General features: G+C 40.6%; 21 protein-coding genes. All 21 read right to left on the reverse strand.

What is annotated here, in order from left to right:
* Positions 1 to 40: 40 nt before the first annotated feature.
* Positions 41 to 634, reverse strand: a complete 594-nt coding sequence (gene lhaT / locus ACFRAK_RS09580) for a lipoprotein heptaprenylglyceryl N-acetyltransferase LhaT (RefSeq protein ID WP_387597610.1) — start codon at positions 632 to 634, stop codon at positions 41 to 43.
* 176 nt (positions 635 to 810) lie between these two features.
* Entirely contained in the window at positions 811 to 1,578 is a 768-nt protein-coding gene (locus ACFRAK_RS09585; protein ID WP_192205337.1) for a menaquinol-cytochrome c reductase cytochrome b/c subunit, read from the reverse strand.
* 56 nt (positions 1,579 to 1,634) lie between these two features.
* The gene (gene qcrB, locus ACFRAK_RS09590) at positions 1,635 to 2,309 is read right to left on the reverse strand and encodes a menaquinol-cytochrome c reductase cytochrome b subunit (protein WP_034307974.1); all 675 of its coding nucleotides are present in this window, start codon (positions 2,307 to 2,309) and stop codon (positions 1,635 to 1,637) included.
* A gap of 3 nt (positions 2,310 to 2,312) precedes the next feature.
* The gene (locus ACFRAK_RS09595; protein WP_260286015.1) at positions 2,313 to 2,819 is read right to left on the reverse strand and encodes a QcrA and Rieske domain-containing protein; all 507 of its coding nucleotides are present in this window, start codon (positions 2,817 to 2,819) and stop codon (positions 2,313 to 2,315) included.
* A 160-nt stretch (positions 2,820 to 2,979) separates the two neighbouring features.
* A complete protein-coding gene (locus ACFRAK_RS09600) occupies positions 2,980 to 3,441 on the reverse strand; it encodes a YpiF family protein (RefSeq protein ID WP_394571671.1) in 462 nt (153 codons plus the stop codon).
* 161 nt (positions 3,442 to 3,602) lie between these two features.
* On the reverse strand, positions 3,603 to 4,154 hold the full coding sequence (locus ACFRAK_RS09605; protein ID WP_063233222.1) for a ReoY family proteolytic degradation factor: 552 nt from the start codon (positions 4,152 to 4,154) through the stop codon (positions 3,603 to 3,605).
* Between the two features lie 41 nt (positions 4,155 to 4,195).
* The gene (locus ACFRAK_RS09610) at positions 4,196 to 5,467 is read right to left on the reverse strand and encodes a tetratricopeptide repeat protein (RefSeq protein WP_387597617.1); all 1,272 of its coding nucleotides are present in this window, start codon (positions 5,465 to 5,467) and stop codon (positions 4,196 to 4,198) included.
* Positions 5,468 to 5,836: 369 nt separating this feature from the next.
* On the reverse strand, positions 5,837 to 7,123 hold the full coding sequence (gene aroA / locus ACFRAK_RS09615) for a 3-phosphoshikimate 1-carboxyvinyltransferase (RefSeq protein ID WP_394571672.1): 1,287 nt from the start codon (positions 7,121 to 7,123) through the stop codon (positions 5,837 to 5,839).
* A gap of 23 nt (positions 7,124 to 7,146) precedes the next feature.
* Complete coding sequence (locus tag ACFRAK_RS09620) at positions 7,147 to 8,250, reverse strand: prephenate dehydrogenase (RefSeq protein WP_387597623.1); 1,104 nt, start codon at positions 8,248 to 8,250, stop codon at positions 7,147 to 7,149.
* A gap of 47 nt (positions 8,251 to 8,297) precedes the next feature.
* Entirely contained in the window at positions 8,298 to 9,410 is a 1,113-nt protein-coding gene (hisC, locus tag ACFRAK_RS09625; RefSeq protein ID WP_192205344.1) for a histidinol-phosphate transaminase, read from the reverse strand.
* An 84-nt stretch (positions 9,411 to 9,494) separates the two neighbouring features.
* Positions 9,495 to 9,863, reverse strand: a complete 369-nt coding sequence (gene aroH / locus ACFRAK_RS09630) for a chorismate mutase (protein ID WP_394571673.1) — start codon at positions 9,861 to 9,863, stop codon at positions 9,495 to 9,497.
* Positions 9,864 to 9,888: 25 nt separating this feature from the next.
* Positions 9,889 to 10,968: a 3-dehydroquinate synthase gene (gene aroB, locus ACFRAK_RS09635; protein WP_394571674.1), complete on the reverse strand. Its 1,080-nt coding sequence runs from the start codon at positions 10,966 to 10,968 to the stop codon at positions 9,889 to 9,891.
* 3 nt (positions 10,969 to 10,971) lie between these two features.
* Positions 10,972 to 12,144 carry a chorismate synthase gene (gene aroC, locus ACFRAK_RS09640; RefSeq protein WP_387597636.1) on the reverse strand — a complete coding sequence of 391 codons (1,173 nt, stop codon included), beginning with the start codon at positions 12,142 to 12,144 and terminating at the stop codon, positions 10,972 to 10,974.
* 255 nt (positions 12,145 to 12,399) lie between these two features.
* Positions 12,400 to 13,173, reverse strand: coding sequence for a CheR family methyltransferase (locus tag ACFRAK_RS09645; RefSeq protein WP_387707568.1), 774 nt, complete (start codon positions 13,171 to 13,173; stop codon positions 12,400 to 12,402).
* A gap of 186 nt (positions 13,174 to 13,359) precedes the next feature.
* A complete protein-coding gene (gene ndk / locus ACFRAK_RS09650; protein ID WP_076365651.1) occupies positions 13,360 to 13,806 on the reverse strand; it encodes a nucleoside-diphosphate kinase in 447 nt (148 codons plus the stop codon).
* 96 nt (positions 13,807 to 13,902) lie between these two features.
* Positions 13,903 to 14,865: a heptaprenyl diphosphate synthase component II gene (gene hepT / locus ACFRAK_RS09655; protein WP_387597643.1), complete on the reverse strand. Its 963-nt coding sequence runs from the start codon at positions 14,863 to 14,865 to the stop codon at positions 13,903 to 13,905.
* A gap of 34 nt (positions 14,866 to 14,899) precedes the next feature.
* Positions 14,900 to 15,610 carry a demethylmenaquinone methyltransferase gene (locus ACFRAK_RS09660; protein ID WP_098370781.1) on the reverse strand — a complete coding sequence of 237 codons (711 nt, stop codon included), beginning with the start codon at positions 15,608 to 15,610 and terminating at the stop codon, positions 14,900 to 14,902.
* Positions 15,611 to 15,613: 3 nt separating this feature from the next.
* Positions 15,614 to 16,444 (reverse strand): heptaprenyl diphosphate synthase component 1, encoded by an 831-nt coding sequence (locus ACFRAK_RS09665; protein WP_387597646.1) that lies wholly within the window; start codon positions 16,442 to 16,444, stop codon positions 15,614 to 15,616.
* 247 nt (positions 16,445 to 16,691) lie between these two features.
* Positions 16,692 to 16,940, reverse strand: a complete 249-nt coding sequence (gene mtrB, locus ACFRAK_RS09670) for a trp RNA-binding attenuation protein MtrB (protein ID WP_076365643.1) — start codon at positions 16,938 to 16,940, stop codon at positions 16,692 to 16,694.
* A 20-nt stretch (positions 16,941 to 16,960) separates the two neighbouring features.
* Entirely contained in the window at positions 16,961 to 17,527 is a 567-nt protein-coding gene (gene folE / locus ACFRAK_RS09675) for a GTP cyclohydrolase I FolE (RefSeq protein ID WP_076365641.1), read from the reverse strand.
* A gap of 306 nt (positions 17,528 to 17,833) precedes the next feature.
* A complete protein-coding gene (locus ACFRAK_RS09680; RefSeq protein ID WP_034308023.1) occupies positions 17,834 to 18,106 on the reverse strand; it encodes an HU family DNA-binding protein in 273 nt (90 codons plus the stop codon).
* Between the last annotated feature and the right edge of the window lie 207 nt (positions 18,107 to 18,313).

Genomic DNA, 18,313 nt, shown 5'->3' on the forward strand with positions numbered 1-18,313 from the left:
TAACCCTGCTTTTACAAAGCCGTATTTAGAGTAAACTTTTTTAAGGGAAGGATAGGGTGATTCGCTTATTTCTATATCCAAAGTACCAGCCGACAAAAATGGAAAGTATGCTGAGCCAAAAAGTGAAATAACCTATCGAATTCATATATACCAATAAATCACGATATATTGGCATCATTTCAAAAACATAATCGATTATGTCATTATGTATGGTCCAAATCCCTGCCACTATCATATGCCAAGGTTTTATTCGATAAAATGGTGCATATAATATACCTTGAATCGCCATCCCCAAATGAGAAGCCATTAACATATAACCTTCCCATGGCAATGAACCTGTTGTCACGTAGGTCATCAAATTCATTACAACTGCCCATATGCCATATTTGAATAGTGTCATTATCGCCAATGCTTCCATAAGTCCGAAATTCCTTCTTAATAGGAAACCCGTTAAAACAAATACAAAAAACAGGCTGGCAGTCGGGCTATCCGGTACAAATGCCAAAAAAATCGCCGGAGTGTTTTCCAATTGACTACCATACCAATAATATCCATAGGCTGTTCCGAATATATTTATTAATAATAACAAAACGAGCATTTGCCGATTTGCAAGCCAACTGTAGATAATATTCATTCTTTTACCCTCACTTACATTCTCATGTATACTCATTTTACAGGCCATCAACCAGAAAACCAAGTATTCATTTCAATTTCTTCTCATTAACGCTTCAATTTACCAATAAAAAAGCCGACAACCGTGGTCGTCAGCTTCTTTTGCAGCATATGAAAGAAAATCTGTTGATGGCTATATTATTTTGTCGATAAACCTGATACAAATTCAGCTAATGTTTTCAATTCTTCATCTGTACCTTTGAACATGCCAGCTGGCATGGCGCCCTGGCCTTTGACTGCGATCTTAGAGATTTCCTCTGGCTTTAAACCAGTGTCAATTAAGCTTGGCGCTCCTGCTCCACCAGTTAATTCTGCTCCATGACAGCTGATACACCCATTAGAATCCATCAATTTATACCCATCGCTCTCTTTATCAATGTCTGCACCTTCCACGATCGCTCCTTGCTTCTTGGAAGCTTCCCAATCGTGATGGGCTGCGGATTCCCATGTTAAATAGAAAACGCCGGCCATTGCCAATAACATGAAGCCTACAGCAAAAGGACGTTTCGCCGGGCTCCGCTCTGTACCGCGATCCAGAAAAGGTGCCAACAGCAATGCCCCGAAAGCCAAACCAGGTATTACCATGGACCCGATTGCATTATAAGGACCTGAAGCATAAGTATACTTAAGTAATTGGTAAAGGAATAGGAAATACCAGTCCGGCAGCGGAATATACCCTGTATCTGTAGGATCTGCTATCCTTTCCAATGGTGACGGATGCGCGATTGTCAGGCAAAGATAACCTACAAGAAATACAGCTCCTACCATCCATTCTTTTAAAAGGAAATTAGGCCAAAATGCTTCAGTTTTCCCAGGATATTCTGAATAATCTTTCGGAATATTCGGTTTACGGTCCGCGGAGATACGCGAGTCACCTACGAATTTCATACCTTTCCCACGATGCATTGAACAATTCCCCTCCTTTATGAAAAGGTTTATTTGGTTTTTGGTTCACCATTCTTTTATAGCGGGCCTGAAATACCTTGTTTTCGGATCATCAGGAAATGAGCCGCTAGTAAAGCAAATAATGCTGCTGGCAGGAAGAATACATGGATTGCAAAGAATCGTGTCAATGTCTGTGCTCCAACGATGGTTGGATCTCCTGCTATCAATGTCTTGAGTGCCGGCCCCATCAATGGTACCGATTCGACAATTGTCAAAGTAACTTTCGTTGCGAATAGCGCTTTCATATCCCAAGGCAATAAATAACCAGTCAAGCCTAATGCCAGCATGATGAAGAAAATCAACACGCCGACCATCCAGTTCAATTCACGCGGTTTTTTGTAAGCTCCCTGGAAGAAGACACGAAGAGTATGTAAAAACATCATAACGATAACTAGACTTGCTCCCCAGTGATGCATACCACGGACAATTTGACCGAAGGCAACTTCATTTTGCAAATAATAAACAGATTCCCAAGCGTTTTTAATGTCCGGGACATAGTACATCGTCAAGAACATACCTGACAATATTTGGATGACCGTAATAAAGAAAGTTAACCCACCAAAACAATATACGAATGCAGAAAAATGATGTGCGGGGTTAACATGTTCTGGAACCTCATGGTCAGCAATATCCCGCCATAATGGCGTAATATCTAAACGCTCGTCCACCCAGTCATATAACTTTGTTAGCAATGTTTACGCCTCCCCATGCGGTTTTAGTTGACCCAAATAAAGTATTCCATCTTTTTCTTTCGTGTCAAAGACATCCAATGGTGAAACCGGCGGTGTCCCCTTCACATTCATCCCATCTTTCGTATACCTGCCATAATGGCAAGGACAGAAAAATTGATTCGGATTAGTCTTATCCGTATTCCAACCTACCGTACAGCCTAAATGTTTACAGATTGGAGATAAAGCAACGATCTTACCATCATCCGTTTTGTAAACCCATGCTGTATTTGTTTCTTCAGACTCATACCACCCATCGACCTGTTTAAAACTAAAGTCGACACGGGTTGGTTCGGTAGTCAGTTCACTTACCTTCTGTTTAGTTGCAACGTAATCCCCGCCTTTATCAGCTGATAATACAGGATCAATTGCAAACCTAACCATAGGCATCAACATACCGGCCGCCATAAATCCACCAACGCCAGTAAGTGTGTAATTAAGGAATTGACGTCGTGAAACATTACGCTTGCTCATGCGTTTTCCCCCCCTCTATTACTATACTGAGAGCCCAAAGGACCAATAAATAGCGACACTATAAAACTAGGACATTTCCATGATATCTCAATAATTTACCAAGGTCAATATTTGTAAAACCCAAAAGGTGGCAACTATGTGTCAAATTATGCGAAAAATCCTACTTTTTTTCATTTTTCCAATTATAAGAGAAAATATCAAGGATTTGGAGAACTTGCTGGTTAATCATTTCCCTTGCTTGTTCAATTTCAAGCCCATCGAGGGGGATGGCAGGAATCCATACTAAATTATTGTCTAATTCCCGCTCTTCCTTTTTCCACTCAAAATCCGATGTAAGAAAAAAAACATGCTCGAAATCATTTTCTTTCACTTCATTGGCCCAACGCTTTAACCGCTCAACCTTATCCATTTCATCACTTATATAATGAAATGTTGGCAATAAAAGAATTCTTCCTTTCATCTGCTTTTCAATTTCCAAGCTTAAAATGGTAAGAAATTCATTCATTGAGCCCGATTGCTTCATTTGTCCTTTAAAAGATAGGGGAACCAAAGGAATCAATACGGTATCCACGAACTCTTTTGACTGCTTATACATGTCAAGATCTTTTGCTGTCCACTTCATGTTTTTCTTCACTCCCGATTTTTTGAATCAACTCCTTTTCATTTTACCATTTTTTTTATAACATCTTTACCATATACCCATAGTCTTTACAAAAATGTGGATTTTATCAATATTTCATAAAAAATAAAAACCTTTCCTGATTACGGAAAGGTCAATTTACTTTATCCAAGTACTTTTAATTGATTCAATTGTTCTGTTAAGTTCTTAAATGCTTGTTCATCATGCTTATCAAGTGCTTCATCGATTTCCTTAAGCAAACGGTCCCTTTGGAAATACAACATGCTTCTTTCTAAAAATTGTTCAGCCAGCAGCTGATCTTTTTCATTCGATGCAGTTGATTTCGGCATGAAGGGATTGTGCTCGAGAACCGCTGCATATTGATAGGAAGAGTAAGACGATTTAAAATTGAGCTGAATATAAATGTCTTCATCCCGATTTAAACGGATATCATGAAAAGATTTCTCTGCATCGGTCGTCATGATATTGGACTTATAGAACCTGAAAGGGACTTCATCCACACAATGTGTCGACATGATCAGTCCACGTGGGCAATATTGTGCATTTTCTACAAAATGAACCTTTTTCATTAATTGATCATGACTCATTAAGTAATTCAATATCCATACGCATTCTCTTCGTTTCAGTTGATAATGATTTAAAAACCACCGAATAAAATCCTTCTTCTCATTCACAGAAACAGGGGCAGCCACCATGAATTCCCTCCTCTGTCTTGATTTAGTGTTGTTTCACTTATCTACATTTCATCCGTGCTTTCACCTAGCCGCTCCAAAATCATTGCATACTCATCATTCGCCGGGTTCATCTCAAGCAGCTTATTAAATACTTCTCTAGATGTCGCTCTGTCTCCTTCTTCAATTAAAAAGAAACCATAATCTTCAAGGAAATCTTGATTGTTCTTGAATGAATTATATGCTTTATGATAGCTGGTTAATGACTCTTTAAATTGTTCGGTTTGCTGATAAGATACAGCAGCTATCCATTCAAACTGCGGATCATCCTCTCCATATCGCCTTACTTCACCAATACATTCCAATACATCTTCATACCTTTCGTGGTGCATATATAATTTCAATAGGGTGAGTGCAGCTTCCAGGTATCCCGGATCAATGGCAAGTGCTTCTTTAAATAGATTTTCCGCCTCTTCATCAAGCCCGCTTTTCAAGGCTATTTTTCCTCCGAAGAAGTAAAGTTCCTTATTGAATTCATCAGCCTTGATTCCTTCTTTGACCGTTTTCAAGGCATTTTCCAGATCTTCAAGATGTTCATAACTCTTTGCCAGGTACAAATATAGAGAATGGTATTCATGATCTAATTCTTTCAGTTCAATAAACTTTCGTACGGCTGTCTCATAAAGACCTGCCTGAAAAGCTGTAAATGCATATTCAAATAGGGTATTGATTTCAAGTCCTTCCTGTAAGGCCTTTTCAAAGTGGGGAAGGGCCTCCTCGAACTTTCCTGAACTGCTTAATGCTTCAGCAAGCCTCTGATTGACATTAACACCAGCGATTTCTTGTTCCTGTTTCAAAACTTTTATGTAATTTGCAATGGCTTCCTGATCCCTGCCTTGATGAAAGAACAGTTCAGCTAGTGCAAAATCAATGATGATCTCATCTGGAAGCATTTCCTTGGCTTGCTGTAATTTCCGTTCGCTGACCTCATCCATCCCCTGTAATTGATAAAGGTCCGCTTCCAAAAGCAAAGCACTTGGATATACTTCATCATCTGCACTTACTTTTTCAAGCAACAGCATCGCTTCATCTTCCTGGTCCATGTCAATAAGGATTTCCGCCAACGAAACAATCAATTCTCCTTCATTGGGATAGAGCTGCAGCAGATGTTCAAAAAGATCCTTTGCCTCCTCCGCAAAACCAAGCTGGAGCATTTCTTCGGCCAGCAACAATATGTCCTCTGCTGACTCTGATGTTTTAATTCGATTTATATGTTTAAGAGCTTCTGTTAATTCCCCTTTTTTTAAATGCTGTATAACTTGTTCCACTGTGTTCATTGTTGAATCCTTCCTTTTGCAAGATAGACTTGGTCCCTAGTCATACACACACTCACGCCATAATGTAACATATTCTTCCATTAAGAACAAAATACCTTGTATACGCGAGATGCATAGTAAACAGTATTCATTAGTTTACCACACTGTAGCCCTGTATTCCATTGATGAAGTCCCCTCCCATTCTCATTAAAAAAAGGTTACTAGTTAATTCTCCACGCTATGGTGAATCTCCTTTTTGATCATGAACCCCTTTTTCATTATTTTCATGACCATACAGGTAAAAAAAGCCCGAATGTTAGCGCTTTCAACACTTTTGAGCATTTAAAAAAAGTTTACAGACCAAATAAGGTATGTAAACTTTTTTTATATTTACTTTATCAATTGACTCAAATGCCCAAAAAATTGTGGATATGATACATCTATGGCATCAGGGTCAGCAAGTTCCACTTCCCCATCCGTTATCATAGCCGCTACAGCAAGCATCATCCCGATACGATGATCTCCATGGCTTGTAACCTTACCTCCATTAAGGGCTTTACGTCCTTTGATGATCAATCCATCTGCTGTCGGGGTTATATCTGCCCCAAGGATGGAGAGCTCATTCGCAACAGTATCAATTCGATTCGTCTCTTTCACTTTAAGTTCTGCTGCATCCTTGATTGTCGTTATCCCTTCAGCCTGTGTTGCCAGAAGTGCAATTACCGGTATTTCATCGATGAGTCGGGGAATTAAATCACCGCTGATGGTCGTCCCTTTTAGTCGGGAACTTCTGACAGTGATGTCTCCTGCTGGTTCACCCTCGCTCGTCTTCTTCTCTATCGTAATATCCGCCCCCATCGATTTCATGACTTCGATGATTCCTGTCCTTGTCGGATTAAGGCCCACATTCTTTAACACCACTTCACTATTTTCCGTAATCGCTGCAGCCACCATGAAGAAAGCCGCCGAAGAAATATCACCCGGCACATGGATGGAAGTCCCTTTGAAGACTTGGTTTCCGCTTACTTTAATCGTGTGACCGTCCTTTTCGATTTTCCCGCCAAACTCTTGGATCATTCGTTCTGTATGATCACGGGTCTCTTCCGGTTCGATAATGACCGTTTCGCCTTCCGCCTGTAAACCAGCCAAGATTATCGCTGATTTTACCTGCGCACTTGCTACAGGCAATTCATAGCGAAACCCTTTTAATTTGCCACCTCTTATGCAGAGCGGGGTGTATTCCGCTCCTTTTCGGCCATCAATGACTGCTCCCATCTGACGAAGAGGGTTGACTACCCTGGTCATTGGACGTTTGGCTATCGATTCATCACCTGCCAAAACGGCCGAAAATGGCTGGCCTGCCAAAATGCCCATCATTAACCTGATCGTAGTACCAGAATTTCCGACATCCAGTACAGATTCAGGTTCCTTTAACCCATTAAAACCTTTGCCTTCAATTTTGACGTTCTGGCCATCTTGTTCAATATGGACTCCAAGCTGCTTAAAACAGGAAATCGTACTTAAACAGTCGGCTCCTGGAAGAAAATTAGTGACTGTCGTTTCCCCTTCGGCAAGCGCTCCGAACATTATCGAACGATGGGAGATCGACTTATCTCCAGGTATGGCAATCGAACCACGTAAAGTTCGGATGTTTGTTTGTAATTTTTTTGAATTCATAAAACCATCCTTTCCTATCAATATTATGCCAGGATCGTTTCATAATCTGTATGTCTAGAAATACACTCCGCAGCTTTAATTCGATCAACATCCGTTTGGAAGCTGATGACCAGCACACCGTATATCTCTTCCCTGGTTTCAATGATCCTTATGTTTGTAATGCTGATACCTTCTTGAGCCAAGTATCCGGTAATCTCAGAAATTATTCCGGCATAATCCGGTATATCGATATATAAATCATAAAACGCTGGTATGGCGCCTTTTGCATGTGTAGGCAAATCATCCCTGAAAATCTTGGCATCGGTAAAGAATCGAAGGATTTCTTCACTATCTTCACTAGCAACCAGACCTTTTATATGCTCCATTTCATTCAGCCAATCATTCATTAATTCAAGTAGCACATCCCGGTTATGTAACAAAATGTCACGCCACATTTCCGGACTGCTTGAAGCAATTCTTGTAATATCTCGGAATCCGCCTGCTGCAAGCCTTGAAATCAACTTGTTTTCCTTACTGTAATGTTCTGCCTGCTTAACGAGCCCCGATGCGACAATATGCGGAAAATGACTAATGACCCCAGTCAGCTTATCATGCGTGGCAGGACTCACAACCAGAAAGTTAGCTCTTGTCCCTTGCAGCCAGCGTTTAAGCTGCTCAACTTTTTCTTCTTCAATGGAATCGCCGGGAGTAAGCAAATAAAATGCGTGTTCGAATAAATGCAATTTGGCTGCCGCAGCACCGCTTTTATGGGAACCAGCCATAGGGTGCCCCCCGATGAAGGCCACCCCTTTATCTATCAATGGTTTTGCTGCCTTTACGACTGTATCCTTCGTACTTCCTGCATCCGATATGAGGACATCACTTTTTAAATCCATATCAGCCAATTGAGCTAAAATCTTCACGGTTTCATTGACAGGCACAGCAAGTAGAATCAAATCAGCTTCACGTGCTCCCGCTTCCAAAGATGATACAGACTCATCAATGATCCCCAATAGCGTCGATAGTTGAACATTCTTTTCACTTAGGTCCGTACCAACAATCACGGCTTCAGGATGTGCATGGCGTACAGCCATGGCCAGTGATCCGCCAATTAGACCTAAACCTATTACAAAAACCTTACCCTTCACTCTTCTCTCCCCCGCATCTTTTATGCTCCTCTAGGTTTGATGAAACGTTAAAGCAGCGAATCAGAAGGTGCCTCAGCTTCATTCAAAAAAGTTTTAATAGCATTAATCATTCCTTCATTTTCTTCAGTGGAGCCAATCGTTACCCTCAGGCTGTTAGGAAAACCGAAAGATTTCCCCGACCTTGCGATGTACCCGCGTTCAAGCAAATATTGAAACACCACGTCGGCATCCTGTTTAAAATGGATAAAGATGAAATTACCTTGTGACGGGTAATAAGCTAAATTTTCCTTATTGCAAAATTCATAGTACCGCTTGAGCCCTTTTTGATTTTCTTCCTTGCATTTTTCAATGAAGGCTTGATCTTCCAAAGCGACGATAGCAATATTCTGTGCAAATGTGTTCACATTGAATGGTTCCCGGGATGGATCTAGTTTCTGAATAATATCTTCATCCGCCAACCCATACCCTACCCTAAAACTGGCAAGTCCATAAATTTTTGAGAATGTCCGGAGTATGATCAAATTTTTATATTTATTAATCCATTGATTCGTTCTCGGGTAATCCTCAGCTGTTGCATATTCACAATAAGCTTCATCTAAAACGATAAGAACATCTTCCGGCACTTTTTCGATGAACGATACTAAGTCCTGTTCCGAAATGTATTTACCAGTTGGATTATTTGGTGTACAAAGCCAGACTACCGCTGTTTTTTCATCTATTACTTTAAGCATTCCTTCTAGATCATGAGCACCATCAATATGGGGAACTTCCCTGATTTCCGCACCTTCTAACGTGGCATTATGGCGATACTGCGAAAAAGTGCCTGTTGCCATGACCGTATTCTTTCCTGCTCCCAATAGACTTCTGGAGATGATTTGAATGTTCTCATCAGATCCATTTCCAAAAATAAGCTGAGTTTCTTTCACACCTGTATGTTTTGCAACAGCTTCCCTAAGCATCGTGGCATATCCATCCGGATAGATGGCAAACGAATGGGTTGAATTCCTAACGGATTCCTTGACCTTTTCCGAACAGCCAAAAGGATTTTCATTTGAAGCTAATTTCGTGATTTTTTCCAACCCGTATAATTTTTTCACTTCATCAGTGGATTTTCCCGGTTGATAAGACTTCAAGGAAAGGACCGCTTCATTCCATTTCATGTCAATCACCTCTATATATATTTTATCACTTTAAAGTAACAAAGTGCGAAAGTAGTATATCATATTCATAGATTTAAAATCATCTTATATCTGCTTTGTCAAATCTGGCCGTAATACCGTAGCCCCTGCCTGGTATACATGATGTATTTCTTTTTGAGGTTTCGTCGTATTTACGTGGATCATGACCCGGATGCAAAATGGCAGGGAGTTGGTCACCGGTATTTCTTTCATGCATGTAACCGGTACATAAGTCCAGCCTTCGAATTTCCTCAAGGCTTTGGCGGGGAAGACAGAACGAATCTCTTCCGTCGCAGAAAAAAATACAGAAGCTACCATATCCGGATCAATCTCGTTGACCCGAATGATCTCCGCCATCAACTTTTCGACAGCTGAAATCACTTCCATCTCTGTGTCTCTCTCTACTGTAGTGGCACCCCTTATTCCTCTTATCACACATAGTCCCCCCTTCTTTAGAACTCTATATCATATCCGCCATTTCCTCTATCAGCTTAGAGTCGGCTATATCCATTAATAGCGGTGACCCCACTTCGTTTAGCAGAACAAAGGTAGCTGAATCATTGACCGATTTTTTGTCTGTTTTCATTAAATCAAGTAGCATTGCATGTTCAAGTCGGGTTGGAATGATTATTTGATAACCTAAAGAAGAAACCCAGTCAATAAACTCATCTAGTTTAAAATCGAGATCCACTTTTTTTCTGCTTAATCTAAGAGCATATACCATCCCGATTAAAATTGATTCACCATGCGTAAAGTTTCCGTATCCCATTGAACTTTCCACTGCATGTCCAAGAGTATGACCAAAATTCAAAAAGGCACGAATGCCGTTTTCCCTCTCATCCTCTTCGACAATTTTAGCTTTAATGCCAATTCCTTTTGTAATCATTGTCAGGAACTGCTCATCCGTTAGATCATTCAAATCAACAATATTCGACTTTAACCATAGATAAAACTCATTATCTGCTATCAAGGAATGTTTAATGACTTCCGCAAAACCTGACCTTAATTCTTTAAGAGGCAAAGTTTTAAGAAACTCAAGATCATAAATGACCGCTTCAGGCTGATGAAAGGCCCCAATCATATTTTTCCCCAGCGGGTGATTGATGGCAACCTTGCCGCCCACTGCACTATCATGGGCGAGCAAAGTGGTCGGAACCTGTATAAATGGAATCCCTCTCATAAAAGTGGCCGCAACGAATCCAGCCAAGTCACCGACTGCACCACCGCCAAGGGCGATAATCAATGACTTGCGATTAATCTGATGGGATAAGCAGAAGCTTTGGCATTCATAAAACACATCGAAAGTTTTAGCATGCTCCCCTTCTGGCACTACATGATGCAGGACCGGTTTTCCCGTCTTGATCAGAGCGTTTTTCACAGTTTCCAAATGAAGTGCCGCCACTTTCTCATCAGTTATGATCAGAATCTTGTTTAGATGATTTAATTCGTGTGTTATTAATTCTGGCAATTCATTTATTGCCCTCTTGCCAATTAAAACCGGATATTGCTTGGAAGCCGTTTTTATTTGGATGGATTCCATGATTTAAAACCCCTTTACTTCTTCCCGATATGATTTCATGTATTCTGCTAATTGCTCATACCGATCTGAAGGGAATTGATCAATGATGGCAGCCGCCAGCTCCCATGCCACTACCGCTTCAGCAACTACCGCTGCAGCAGGAACCGCACAACTATCGGAACGCTCGACACTTGCTTCAAACACTTCCTTCGTATCGATATCAACACTTTTCAAAGGTTTATATAAAGTCGGGATCGGCTTCATCACACCGCGTACAACTATCGGCATTCCAGTTGTCATACCGCCTTCAAAACCGCCAAGGCGATTGGTTTTCCGGTAATAACCCTGATCTTCGTCCCATGCGATTTCATCATGGACCTCACTGCCGAATAGATGGGCCGCTTCAAATCCAAGACCTATTTCCACACCTTTAAAAGCATTGATGCTCATTATCGCTGCGGCTAGTTTTGCATCAAGCTTACGGTCATAATGCACATAACTTCCCACACCTACAGGCATTCCTTCTACAATGACTTCAACGATTCCGCCGATGGAATCTCCTTTTTGTTTAGCTTCATCAATTGCATCCTTCATCTGTTGCTCTACGTTTTTGTCAAAACATCTAACAGAAGATTCTTCCGTTACTTGTTGCAATTGCTGAATCGTTTCGTATTTTGGCGGTTCTGCCTTCACTCCGCCAATTTCCAAAACATGCGATGCCACTTCTATCCCCAATAAAGACAATAGCTTTTTAGCGACAGCACCTGCAGCCACCCTAACTGTCGTTTCACGGGCTGAAGAGCGTTCCAGAACATTTCTCAAATCGCGGTGCCCATATTTAATCCCGCCGTTCAAGTCGGCATGACCAGGACGAGGCCGGGTGATTTTACGTTTAATTTCTTCAGCTTCCTCTTCAGAAAGCCCTTCACTTCCCATAATCTTTGTCCAATGCTTCCAGTCATCGTTCTCAACCACCAAAGCAACCGGTGAACCGAGTGTGTAGCCATGTCTGATTCCCGAAGAAATGAATGCCTGATCTTTCTCGATCTGCATCCTTCTTCCACGTCCATGCCCTTTTTGCCGGCGCCCTAACTCTTGATTAATATCCTCATTCGATATCGGCATTCCTGCCGGTAACCCTTCAATGATAGTAGTCAGTTGCGGACCATGTGATTCTCCCGCTGTTAAATATCTCATCTTCCAGCCCCCTTTTAGCACTTTAAAGTGTATATGTATCAATATACCACAATTTTATGAAATATGGGTATATGTAAAACGTAAAAACCATATTGTTTGAATTTAATCACTTTTCTCTCTATTTTACAAGTACTTAAACATTTTCGATATAGTTTAATCTTTCAAATTTGAGTTCTACTGGATTTGCCTTTTCACGACAAACGAAAAGGGACTGAATGCTTATGTACAGAATCAGTCCCTTTTTATCCAAAGTATTTACTTTTTCTTATAAAAAAATGTGTCGACCGTTTCAAATTGATATTTTCCTGGGGTGAATATTTGCTCTGTACTTCCTACAAAAAAGACCCCGCCACTTTTTAGTGATGCACTGAATTTTTCATATAATAAATTTTTGGCTTCTTCAGTGAAATAAATTAAAACATTGCGGCAAACGATTAAATCGAACTCCCGTTCGAACCGATCAGCGAGAAGGTTTTGCTTTTTAAATGTCACACTTCTCTTGATTTCATCATCGACACGATAAAACTCATCCCTTTTTTCAAAGTATTTCCTTTTGATTTCTTCAGGTACTTCATTTAAGGAACGTTCAGGATACAACCCCAATTTCGCTCGCGCCAATACATTTTCATCCAGATCCGTCGCCAATATCTCTATCTGGCTAAGCGGAACCAGATTGGATAATATCATTGCAATCGTATATGGTTCCTCGCCAGTTGAACAGGCTGCACTCCAAATTTTCAACTTTTTTTTGCTTGCTAATAATCCAGGAAGGATTTTACGCTCCAACACTTCCCACCTTTTCGCATTTCTATAAAATTCGGAAACATTGATTGTCATTCTATCCAAAAACTCATTTAAAACTCCGGAATTGGTTTGAATGTCTTTATAGTATTCACGAAATGAATGATATCCTCTTTTTTCATATAGAGTTGTTAGCCGCCTTTTCATTTGCCCTTCCTTATATAATGCCAAATCAATGCCTGTCAACATTTTGATATTACGAATAAACTCTTCATATTCTTGAGGCATTCCTACGACTCCCCTGCACATAATTATTTAAAGTGGTCCTTCCCTATATATATCGGAGAGTGCCATATTTTCTTTAAACTAAAATAATTCCTCACCTTGCCGGGAAACTAAAAAAGCCATACAAAAAAAGCGGGTTCCATCGCATAATGACGATGGAACCCGCTTTTTATAGAGTGATCGTATTAATTAATAAACCCACTCGCTTACAAGTTTAGAATACTCAACAATTTCTTCTTCTTTGAAGAATAAACCGATTTCACGTACAGCGCTTTCAGCTGAATCAGATCCGTGAATGATGTTTTTGCCGACAGTTACGGCAAAGTCGCCACGAATTGTTGCTGCTGCTGCATCTTTAGGATTAGTCGCACCCATCATTTGACGTGCAGTAGCGATTACGTTTTCACCTTCCCAAACCATTGCGAAGACAGGACCTGAAGTAATGAAGTCCACTAATTCGCCAAAGAAAGGACGTTCTTTGTGCTCGCCATAATGTTGCTCGGCCAATTCTTGAGAAATCACCATTAATTTTGCTCCTGCAAGAAGGAAGCCTTTCTTTTCAAAACGGGAAACGATTTCACCGATTAGATTGCGTTGAACGCCGTCAGGCTTAACCATTAAAAATGTTCTTTCCATGAATGTCACTCCTAATATGTATCATTGTATTTTGTCTATATAAGGCAATACTTTTAGAATATTACCATTGTTTGCTGAGTTTCGCAACTCCCATTATCAAAACTTTCTTTTTCCGATATTTTTCGCGATGTCCGATAACGTTTTTCTAGCTTTAATGGCAGGAAGGCCTTTCAATTCAGTAAAAGCCTTTTCTAAATACATATCACTGATCCTCGCCGCCTGTTCAATGGCACCGGAAGTTTTTATCGCATTGATTATATGGAACATTTCGTCTTTTGGCGTATCTTCCCGAACTGTTTCGATAAGCTTTTTTAACTTTGGATCTTCCATAGCAATCAAAACGGGCAAAGTGATATTACCTTGAATCAAATCACTGCCGGCTGGTTTCCCAAGCTCTTCTTCCGAAGCCGTAAAGTCCAATATATCATCGGTGATTTGATAGGACATACCGACATAATATCCGAATTTAAATAACTTTTGATGAACCCTTTCTTCAACACCTGCTGAAATGGCTCCCAACTGGCAGCTGGATGCTATGAGCAATGCCGTTTTCCGTTTGATCCTTCTAAAGTATATCCGCCAATTCTGTTCGAAATTGTACTTATCTTTTATTTGTTCAATTTCCCCTAGACATAGTTCAACCATAGTATCAGCGAGAATTTGATGCGCAAGCGGAGACTCGATAACCGCCATCATTTCCAGTGCACGAGCAAAAATGAAGTCGCCTGTGTACATGGCGACACGATTATCCCATTTTGACTTAATGGTAGCCGATCCCCTGCGTAAATCCGCATCATCCACAACATCATCATGTACAAGCGAGGCGGTATGGATGAGTTCCAAAGTCGCTGCGACATGTTTTACGACATGAATATCATAGTTGCCAAACTTCGCACCCAATAGGACGAATACCGGACGGATCCGTTTTCCACCGGATTGCAGTAAATGCAGGGAAGCTTCCCTTAAAACCGTGGAATCCGCTTCAATTGCGGCTTCCAGCTCTTTTTCTATTAATTGCAAATCTGCATTCAAAAATGAATACATCATTTTAAATTTCATACATTCCACCCAGCTTTGTCCATTGCTATTCTGCTTATTTTGAAGGCTTGTACCCGAAATGTGTTGCTGCTACCCCACCGAAATGGGCCTTATAACTGACATTTTCCATTCCTGCCTGCTTAAACATGTTTTCAAGCTTTTTCATGCCTGGGAAATCCCGGGCTGATTCCTGCAGCCATGAGTATTCACTATAGCTTTTTGCGAATAATTTGCCGAACATGGGCATAATGAAACGGAAATAAAAATAATAGCCCTGTTTAAAGCCTAGCATCGTTGGCTGTGATGTATCCAGGCAAACGACCATTCCACCCGGCTTGGCTACACGGTTTAACTCTTTAAGCACTTTCATGTAATCAGGGACATTCCGCAGCCCGAAACCGATCGTGACATAGTCAAAGCTATTATCCTCAAAAGGAAGCTCCATTGCATTCCCATGCATTAGGGAGACTTGATCTAGATTGAGTTCATTCACCTTTTGTTCGCCGATTTTCAGCATGTTCTTACTAAAATCCAGACCAACAACCTTTCCTTCTGGTCCTACTTCATTAGCAAGGGCAATGGTCCAGTCCGCTGTTCCACAGCATACATCCAGTGCATGGGCGCCTTTTGGGACATTCATGATGGCCATTGTAGCCTTACGCCATTTAAGATGCTGTTTAAAGCTGATGAGGGAATTCATCTTGTCATAATTTCCGTAGATCTTTTCAAAGACATGATGAACTTTTTGCTCTTTAGACTGCTCCATGTTTCACCCTTCTTTCACATATGAATTTGCTATACTCTCTGTTTGTTCCAAGATGGCCTTCACTCTTTCCAATAGCTCATCATCCAACTTTGCAAGCTTCCGCATCGAGCGCTCTACGGATTGCCTGGCATCCGACAGGCACTTGTCGAATTGGCTGCGTACCTGTTCTTCTTTTTCCGAAATGGGAACTTCCCCATCAATCGAGTCATAAAAAGGCATTTCCCTTAGGACATCAAAAACTATCGATTGACCCGACTTCATATAACTGCTTTTCTCAACATGCAACCGTTTTAAAAGCAACAGATCTTCCGATAGTTCCATCCAGGCAGGCTCACTATAGTACTCCCCCAGCTTATGAATCAGCGAAGCCTCGATCGCTTTTATCGTCATTAAAAGCGTTGGTACATCATTAATGGAACCTTGTTGGTAAAGGATGATTTTATTATCATTTATTTTTTTTATCGCGCTTGAAAGTATACGGATCATGTCAACATTACCTACACTGGCAAGCCCTTGATAATATAAGCCGCTATAGTAATCTCCGGCAAGCACTTGCAATTGACGATTTTTCAATACTTCTGGCGACTCGATTCCTTCACCCGAATTCGAGACGATCTCATGGGTATCCAGAGCTATTTGCACTAACATGGTTGAAATGATATATTGATTCCGTTTTTCGCTTGTAACGTCCAAATCGTTAAACAATCCCCAAAGCAATATCAGTTTATCTTCGTCCAAGCTTGGCTTTTGTATATACTTCAATAAATATGGATGTTGAGCTTTCGTTTCTATTAATCGTTTTAATTGCTTTATGTCGTCCGTTATGTTTAACAATTGAGATCACCCTTGCATCCCCGAAAGATAATTTTTTTCATACATATTGGTTTCTGTCTGTGTCAAATACACATTATTATACCATAAAAACAATCAGATGAAATGGTCAACGTTTATAAAATGAAACTTCCAAAAATAAGGAAACCATTGTCTTTTGCTCTTCAAAAAAATGGATGCGGGAAATTTACAGCTTGTTAAACCCATATCAGATGATTGATTTACTAATTAACCAGGCATTGAGACGCTATCATTTATCAGGAGAATTCTTTTTGGAATCACTTTCTATCTCTCCGAATGGAGTATAGACCTTTGCATGGCCCCTGATTTTAATTGCCGAGGTATGCTCGGTGAATTGGGCGATCATCACCTCTCCCGAGTCAAGCTTTTCGGAGTGATGAAACTTGGTGTCCGTTCCTCTTGTCAACCCGATGACATTCACGCTATCCTCAATGGCTTTGATTACGACAAAATCATTCAGAATCTTTTTTTCATTCATTTTTTCCTGCCCCCATGTCCTTAGTCTTTAATGAATGCCAGCACTTCAGCTCTAGTACGGTGATCCTTCGCAAACGTTCCCCTTACAGCGGAAGTCACTGTTTTAGATCCGGGTTTTTTTACACCGCGCATGGTCATGCACATATGTTCAGCCTCTACTACAACCATTACACCATGTGGCTCGAGCTTTTCCATTATCGAGTCAGCAACTGTAGAAGTGATGCGCTCTTGAAGTTGCGGACGCTTCGATACAGCCTCAACCGCCCGTGCCAATTTACTTAGGCCAGTCACTTTTCCGTTTTTCGGAATATATGCTACATGGGCTTTCCCGTAAAAAGGGACTAAATGATGTTCACATACTGAGTAAAACGGAATATCCTTTACAAGTACGAGTTCTTCATGGTCCTCCCCAAAAACAGTATCGAAATATTCCTTTGGATCCTGATTAAGTCCAGAAAAAATTTCTTCATACATTCTGGCTACACGGCTAGGAGTATCCAGCAGTCCTTCCCTCGTTGGGTCTTCCCCTACAGCTTCAAGAAGCATTTTAACCGCTTCTTCTAATTTGGCATGATCAACATTAGCCATTTTTTGTACCTCCTAAAAAATCAATAATATTATGTATTCAGATAAAAAATCCAAGGCGTTGCACCCGGATATCGATAATTACGATTATTAAAGCGCCCCATTCCCCCATACATTGACGGCCTTTAAGGCAGTTTCGTCGGAAGCTGTATTCGGATGGTCATTTCCTTGTGGCGGATTTACCATCTGTTAGCGTTTCAAAAATATTCACTGTCTTTTATATTATCACAGATGGAAATTAAGAAGCAAAAAAAGGACCGCGTTTTCACGCGGCCCTTTTCGGTTAAGCACCCGTATGTAATGGTAGAATTACTTCACTGCATCTTTCAGCGCTTTACCGGGTTTGAAAGCTGGCACTTTGCTAGCTGCAATTTCGATTTCGTCACCAGTTTGTGGGTTACGGCCTTTACGAGCCGCACGTTCACGAACTTCAAAGTTACCAAAACCAATCAATTGGACTTTATCACCGTTTTTTAGAGCTTCTAAGATTGTATCAAAAACAGCATCAACAGCTTTTGTAGCGTCTTTCTTAGAAATTTCAGTTGCTGTAACAACTTCATTAATTAATTCTGTTTTGTTCATGCCATTCACCTCCTCCCAAAAGGGATCTTTATAAAAAATCATTATTACAACACTATAATAGTGATTTGATATTAGTTTCGGTCAAAAAATTTTCATTCCCTGGCAATCATGGATTACCAAGCCCGAATAATTTCCAAATAATTCATCCGGAAACCTATAAATAGGTTGAAATCGCTGTTATAACGCGTTTTCTGTATGTAGATTATC

Source organism: Peribacillus sp. NPDC056705 (assembly GCF_043656335.1).